Annotated in this window: 1 protein-coding gene; it reads left to right on the top strand. The window is 55.5% G+C overall.

The genetic code is table 11. The features are described from left to right. Nucleotides 1–24 precede the first annotated feature (24 nt). Nucleotides 25–866 (top strand): hypothetical protein (locus C5P05_RS00450; RefSeq protein ID WP_198674563.1); only part of this gene is annotated, 842 nt, incomplete at its 3' end.

Below are 866 nucleotides of genomic sequence, written 5' to 3'. Positions count from 1 at the left end.
CTAGGTCAAAAGGAATCCGCGCCATTGCACCAACGTGCCAGCCAATGGTATGAGGAACAAGGGATGGAGGTTGCGGCATTCCATCAAGCAACGCTGGCCAATGACTTCCACAATACCATACGGTTGATCGAAGGCAATGGCATGCCCTTGTACTTTCGTGGTTTGACCGCTCCCGTCGTGCTATGGCTTTCGTCTCTAACTCCCAAGGTTTTGAACAGCTACCCGTTTCTTTGGGTGGCGTTTTCCTGGTCGTTGCTGTTTTCGGGCCAACCCGGCCAGATTGAAGAAAAGTTGTCGGGCGCCGAAGCAGCCCTGTCCCGCATCCCGCAAGACGCATCGACAACAGATACCTCTGGTCAAATTGCAGTGCTACATGCCTGGCTGGCGGTATACCGAAACGAGGCTGATGCAATCTATATGCATGCTAGCCGCGCCCTGGAGCTCCTGAGTCCTGAAAATCGCCCAGCCCGAACCGCTGCGCACTGTGCCATGGGTGTCGCACAAATGTTTCGTGGGGAGCGAGCCAAAGCTGGCGCGGCCTTCCATGCAGTGATAAGCGCCGGCCTATCTTCGGGAAACGTGATGTTTGCTGCGGTCGCATCCACCGCTCTGGCGGGCATTCAAGTAACGGATTACCAACTCCATTCAGCGGCTGCCACCTACCGTGAAGTCATAAAAATGATTGGTGACCCAACCCATGTGCTGGGTTTTGAGGCCCACCTGGGACTGGCAAAAATTCTTTACGACTGGAACGCCCTAGACGAAGCCGAGTCTCTCGCCACTTCGTGCAGTGATCTGGTGGTCCTGGCAAAAAGCAGAACCGAAATAGGGGCCGATCTGCTGCGCGCTCGCCTACTGTTCGCTAG

It is taken from the genome of Rhodoferax ferrireducens (genome assembly GCF_003347515.1).
GTDB lineage: Bacteria > Pseudomonadota > Gammaproteobacteria > Burkholderiales > Burkholderiaceae_C > Rhodoferax.
Note: the sequence above shows the minus strand (reverse complement) of the source record. Positions and strands in the feature narration are given on the sequence as shown.